The organism is Nocardia sp. NPDC004722 (genome assembly GCF_053601505.1).
This window is the reverse complement of sequence record NZ_JBSGBY010000560.1, coordinates 1-5,619: the sequence shown is the minus strand read 5'-3', so window position 1 is coordinate 5,619 and position 5,619 is coordinate 1. Positions and strand designations below refer to the sequence as shown.

5 protein-coding genes are annotated in these 5,619 nt (G+C 66.4%); 1 reads left to right on the top strand and 4 read right to left on the bottom strand.

Features of this window, described 5'->3' with window-relative positions:
* Positions 1–345: GMC oxidoreductase (locus ACWELQ_RS36495; RefSeq protein ID WP_452401579.1), on the top strand; the 345-nt coding region annotated here is incomplete at its 5' end.
* A 346-nt stretch (positions 346–691) separates the two neighbouring features.
* Here the strand turns inward: ACWELQ_RS36495 and ACWELQ_RS36490 are convergent.
* The 4 genes from ACWELQ_RS36490 to ACWELQ_RS36475 form a co-directional block, all read right to left on the bottom strand.
* Complete coding sequence (locus ACWELQ_RS36490; RefSeq protein ID WP_452401578.1) at positions 692–2,218, bottom strand: DUF222 domain-containing protein; 1,527 nt, start codon at positions 2,216–2,218, stop codon at positions 692–694.
* 73 nt (positions 2,219–2,291) lie between these two features.
* A complete protein-coding gene (locus ACWELQ_RS36485; RefSeq protein ID WP_452401577.1) occupies positions 2,292–3,311 on the bottom strand; it encodes a nitroreductase family deazaflavin-dependent oxidoreductase in 1,020 nt (339 codons plus the stop codon).
* Positions 3,312–3,385: 74 nt separating this feature from the next.
* Positions 3,386–5,131 (bottom strand): hypothetical protein, encoded by a 1,746-nt coding sequence (locus tag ACWELQ_RS36480; protein ID WP_452401576.1) that lies wholly within the window; start codon positions 5,129–5,131, stop codon positions 3,386–3,388.
* 27 nt (positions 5,132–5,158) lie between these two features.
* Positions 5,159–5,619, bottom strand: a 461-nt coding sequence (locus tag ACWELQ_RS36475; protein ID WP_452401575.1) for a hypothetical protein, incomplete at its 5' end; no start/stop codon positions are given.

Genomic DNA, 5,619 nt, shown 5'->3' with positions numbered 1-5,619 from the left:
ACCGAATCCGCCGGTACATCTCCCTCCGGTATCTCGGCCGTGGACATCGCCCGCCAGGTATCCACCCTCGCTGCCCGGCGTATGAACGGCCGTCCCTTGGCCTCCCTTGGTGAAACGCTCGGCTCTGCTCCCATGACCGCTCACTTCCTCGGTGGCGCGGTAATCGGCCGAGACGCCTCCCAGGGCGTAATCGACCGCCACCACCGGGTCTTCGGCTACACCAATCTCCTGGTGTGCGACGGCTCGGCAGTCCCCGCCAATGTCGGTGTCAACCCCAGCCTCACCATCTGTGCCATGACCGAGGCCGCCATGGCCCACATCTACCCCGCCGAACCCAGAACCTGAAAAGCCAAGGGCGGAAAAGATAAAAGCGGAAAAGATAAAAGATGCCTGGAGGAGGAGTGAGAAGGTGGCTGGGGTGGGCTCGCCCACCGGCGGTCCCAGCCACCTCACCATCCGCGAAGTTCATCGTCCCTGTGGATTTGTCAAAGAGCCTCGAGACAGCGCGAGAATCCGGATCTTTGGGTCTTTGGGTCTTTGTCTCGAGAAGGTGATGCGTGCAGTCCGTGGGCCGGGATTGGCGGGTGGCGGCTCCCGACCCGGCGTCAGCCCAGGTCCGGTAGGGCAGGCGACGTGCCCACACTTCGTCGTTTGCCCTGCGCACACCCGGGACTGATGAGCGGTCCGGGTTTCATGCTGCCCGTGATCCCCACTTCCGGCAGCTTGCGGCGGTGCTAGTGGCGATCTGCTCGGCGACGTGATGACGCTCGTTCACCCGCGCCGTGCCGCTCGGATCAAGACGCTTCGGGGCGATCCACCCACAGCGGCCCGCGAACTCCGAATCCTGCCCCATGACCACCGTCTTCCAACCGTCCGCACTGTCGTTGACCAGCGCGTGGCAGTGATCGCACGCCAAAGCAAGATTCGCCAGATCGGTCGGGCCACCGTCGGCCCAGTCGGTGATGTGGTGCACCGCGCACATCGACGCGGGCGCATCACAACCCGGGCGCGTGCAGCCCTTGTCGCGCGCGATCAGGGCGAGACGCTGGCCGGGAGACGCGAGGCGCTTGCCGCGGCCCAGGAACAGCGGGATGCCGTGCGGGTCAAGCACAGCCAGGACGGGGCGGGTGCCCGCGGCCATCTTCAACGCTTCATTGATGGAGACGTGCCCGCCGGTGGCGGTGGAGGCCAGGCCCGCACCGCGCTCGAGATCAGCGAGGCTCATGGTGAGGATGACCTGGGTCTTGAGGCCACGGTGCTGACCGAAACCGGCCGCTGGGGAGGCGGATTCGCTCACCTCGGCAGCATCGGCCGAATCGGTGGACTCGGTCGCGGTGGTGTGGGTGTCGACGGCGGCAACGGGCTGCAGCAGCGCGAACAGGGCGTCGTGGGTGCGCTGACCGGCATCGCGACGATCGTGACGGGCCGCCTCCTCGAGCGTCTTGGTGTCGAATGTCTTCTCCGACAGGGCAAGCGGCTCCAGTTCGTCGATGTTGCACATGCCCGGGCGGGCGTACTTGGCCAAGAACGCATCCAGGTAGGCACGCAGTTCCGGCGTCAGCCAACCCTCCACCTTGGACATTCCGTCGACTCCGGCACGGCCCAGGGTGATGCCGCGACGACGGCGGCGGTCGGCATCGGAGATGACCGTGCCTTCCGGGTCCAGACGAGCGAGGATTTCGCGGCCCATCTTGGGCAGGTCATCCGGCCAGCCGGTCACGCAGTGCTCGACGAGCTGTTGCTCGATCTCCGCGTACGCCTCCGGGGCGATATCGGCGGGGAGATGGTTCATGACGTCGACGACGTTGCGGACATGATCACGCGAAATAGCACCGGACTCATAGGCTTCCGCGGTGGCGGACAAGCCGACAGGGCGCTGCGTGCCGTCGATGGCGAGAAACTCGCCACACACCTCGGCGATCTTCACGCGCCCGGCCGCGTCGTAACGCGACAAGCCCAATGTCTGGCGCAGAAACTCCTTCGGCGAACCAGCACCGGTGGATTGGGGCAGCCCACGCTCGGCGATCGCGATGACGAAAGCTGAATCCAGCGCGGAGAGTTGACGCTTGCAGGTTTCCAGCAAGCGCAACGCTTCCACCAAATCGGTGTCGCTCAATTCGATAAGGCCGTTGCCGTGGACGGAGTTCGAGAAGTCCTGCACCGCGGTCACCAGTGCGGTGATGCCGCTGTTGTCGAGTGAATCCCCCTTCGAATGCATGTACTAATTCTACCGCTGCCGAAGAGCGCTGGGAACCCGAAATGTCCAGTATAGCAAGGTAATTCGAGAAAATTCAGCGGGCCTCGAGGTCTGCCACCAGGATCTGGACCAGCCGGGTATAGCGGCGCGTGCGGGGTGGGAGATCGGTTGCGCCCGCGGCGTCCACAAGCCGTGGGTTCTTGAAGACGAGCGTGCGACGGCGGTAGGTGGCGGAGCCCCCGTCCGCGGCGAGGATGTTTCGGACCCAGTCGGCGTTGGTGCCGTAGGGGAGGGGGACGATCAAGAGGGAGTCGTCGTAATGGGCTACGACGGGCGTGGTGAACGAGGTTCCGGATTTCCGGCCACGGTGGTGGATCAGGCTGTAGGGCGGGAGTTTTCCGGCGTAGAGACGGGCCAGGCGGTTGGTGACGCGGCGGTTGAAGGCGGGCAGCCAGGAGGGGGCGATGCCGTCGCCGGTGGGCGCGTCGCGCAGCCAGCGCAGTGGGCCGCGCCGCCAGGTGCCCGGCTCGGGTTCGATGCCGAAGGTCATGAGCAGCATGGCGAGCATGTCATAGTGGCCGACCAGCATGCACAGGTCGACGAGTTGCGCGGGCGAAAGATATTGGGACAGTGCGGCACTGGTGGGTTCGCTGATCATCCGATCGGCGCACAGCTCGTCGACGGCCCGCAGTAGCAGCCGCTGTTCTGGAGTCCAGCCGGGTGCATCGGGGCCGTGGGTGACGCGTTCCACGGTTTCCAACGAGAGTCCGCTGAAGCGCGAGGCGTACACGTGGTGATGCCATTCGTAGCGGGCCCGGGCATTCCAGGCCGTGCGCAGGGTGGCCAGCTCGCAGTCCACGCGAGAAAGCTTGCTGCGCAGTACGACCCGCAGACCGAGCGGGGCGTAGCACCACGCCAGCGCCCCGCTCAATCCCATCACCTCGAGCAGCTTGACCCGTCCACCGCCGCCGATCCCGCCCCCGGCGCGGGATGCCAGCCAGGTGAACGTGTGCGTGCTGCGGAACCGCCCGAGATCAGGGGTGAGCTCGGCGCGAGCGCCCCGCCAGTCCAGCGAGGCGTCGAGTCGAGCCGCGACATCGGGTTTGACGTTCACGGCGATTCCTTCGAGAGAGAGTTGGATACGGCCTCGCCGAGCGAATAGCGGCCCCGGCGAGAGGATTCGCGGCCTCAGCCGACGGTGCGGGCGGTGAAATCGGCGATGGCCACGCCGACCGGGTCCGGACTGCCGTCGTTCTGTGTCTCGGCCCCGGCGAGGGTGTCGATGTGGGTGTACCCGGGCACGATCACGCGCTGGAAGTGCGGTGCGGTCGGGATGATCGAGGCCGCGAGGTCCTGTGCGTCGAGGAAGTCGTGCACGACGCTGTCGCTGCCGTTGATGGTGATCATCGGCTTCTGCATGACCTCGGCGTTGTACTTGATGTTCGACAACGAGCCGGTGCGGCTGCCGCCCAGGGCCAGGAACGTGTCGTACAGCACCCGGGTCGGGAAATACCATTCGGTGAATCCCAATGGCCCGCTGACCATTCGGGCGAAGTCGGCGATATCGACGACTTCCTTCGACGGATCGGTGTAGTAGGTGGTGGGGGTGTGCCGGTAGTCATCCCAGGTGTAGAGCGCGTTGGGATCGACCGGGCCCACCCGCTTCTCGTGGCCGATTGTGCCGCCCACGCCCAGCCCGATGATCGGAATGCGCTGCGGGCCATCCGGTATCGGGAAGGTCTTCTCTTGCACCGGTCCGCCCGCCAGCGCGCCGAGGCTCACCTGATCCAGGCCGATGCTCATGCCGTTCTTGCCGATCATCTGCCCGAACGCCGCCTGATTGGTGAAGCGGAAGTCGCGCAGACTGTTAGCACCGGTGAGGGCGTCGGCCCAGGTGCTCGCCCCGCCCACTCGGAAGGTGCTGTCGAGCCCCCAAGTCACCGGAAGGCGCTTCAGCACATCGGATTCGGCGTCGGGCTCGAACTGCGCGGCCAGCCCCAGAATCGACAACGCGTTGAACGTCTGCGGGTTGAAGATCGGGATCAGGGCATTGTCCGCCGGGGCGAGCCCGAACTTCAGTAGCGCCGTCGAAATCGCCTCCGGCAGAGCCAATCCCAATTCACTGATCTTGCTGAACAGCGGATCGACCTTCAACCCCACCGGGTCAGCGGTGACCAGAGTGTCCAGCGCCACGAATCCGGCGCACTGGTTGAAGCCCGCGTCCTCCCGATTCCCGGTGAAGTCGGTCGCGGCGAACAGCCCGGTGAGCAGCCCGCCCTGGGAATGCCCGCCGCATAATGTCTTCGTCTGCCGGAAGCTCTGATCCGGCAGTTCGCGGGTCAACAACTCGTACTCGTCCTGCGAGGTCTGCGCGACGCCGAAGTCCGCGCCCATCTTGTCGCCCCACAGGCCGCGCCAGCCCGGGAACGTCTTCCCGTCGATCTTCTTGCCGTTGTAGTAGTAGTCGAGAGCCAGCCGGTAGTCACCGGCCGCCCGTGCCGCGTCGATGCCGGTGTTGTCCTGCTGGCAGACCCCGCGCCGCGCGAGCGACCACCACTCCGCCTTCTTGCCCGTTCCGGCCAAGCGGTGCAGCGTGTTTCGCGCCACCCGATCCATCGAGTACGCGCTGCCGGTCGCCCCGGGCTGCATGACCAGCACGGCGTCGGCTTGTTCGGGATCTTCGGGCCCGTCGGTGAGCCGGTAGCGCAGGTAGCTGATCTTGTCGCATTCCGCGGGGTGCGGGCCCGTGGACGGCAGCATCGGACTGTCCAGCGTGATCTCGCGGACCTCGATGCCGCCCCAGTTCTCGACGACTTGCTCGGTGCGCCCGAGTGTTTCGGCACTCGCGAGACCGGCGGCGACGAGGCAACTCGAGGTCGTGACCGCCACGGCGGTCAACGCTGTCAGGCCGCGCAGGCGGCCGGGGGTACGCATCGGTGGGATACCTCTGTTGTCGGTGGGTCAGTTGACGAAGCGGAAACAGGTGCGCTGACCGGCGTCCCCGGGCCGCATGGCGCGATGGCACACCATGGCGTAGTCGCGGCCCGGATGCTTCGACAGGTAGTTCCAGACGGTCAGGTTGGAGTGCAGCGGGACCACCTCCTGGGTGCCGTCCTTGAGGTACAGCGTCATCTCCGCGTCCGCGCCGTTCGGATCGCCCAGCTTCAGATCGGCCAGCCAGCCCAGCGTCCAGATCGGCAGGTCGGGGCTGACGTACCAGTTGCCCGCGTCGTAGGTGGTCCACTCCGGCGTCAGATCGGTGTGCTTGAAGTCGAATCCGGCCAGGTTGACATTGAAATTGATCGGCGGCAGCCAGCCTGCGCTGGTGCTCAGGCCCGGCGGCAGCGGGGCGGGCTGCGGGGCGGCCGGTTCGCCGACGGCGGGCGTCTCGGCCGGAGCGGGCGAATCGGCGAGCGCGGGGG

Excerpts from the sequence above, each read along its gene's own strand:
- ACWELQ_RS36490 (WP_452401578.1), bottom strand. The coding sequence starts at position 2,218 with ATGCATTCGAAGGGGGATTCACTCGACAACAGCGGCATCACCGCACTG.
- ACWELQ_RS36480 (WP_452401576.1), bottom strand. The coding sequence starts at position 5,131 with ATGCGTACCCCCGGCCGCCTGCGCGGCCTGACAGCGTTGACCGCCGTG.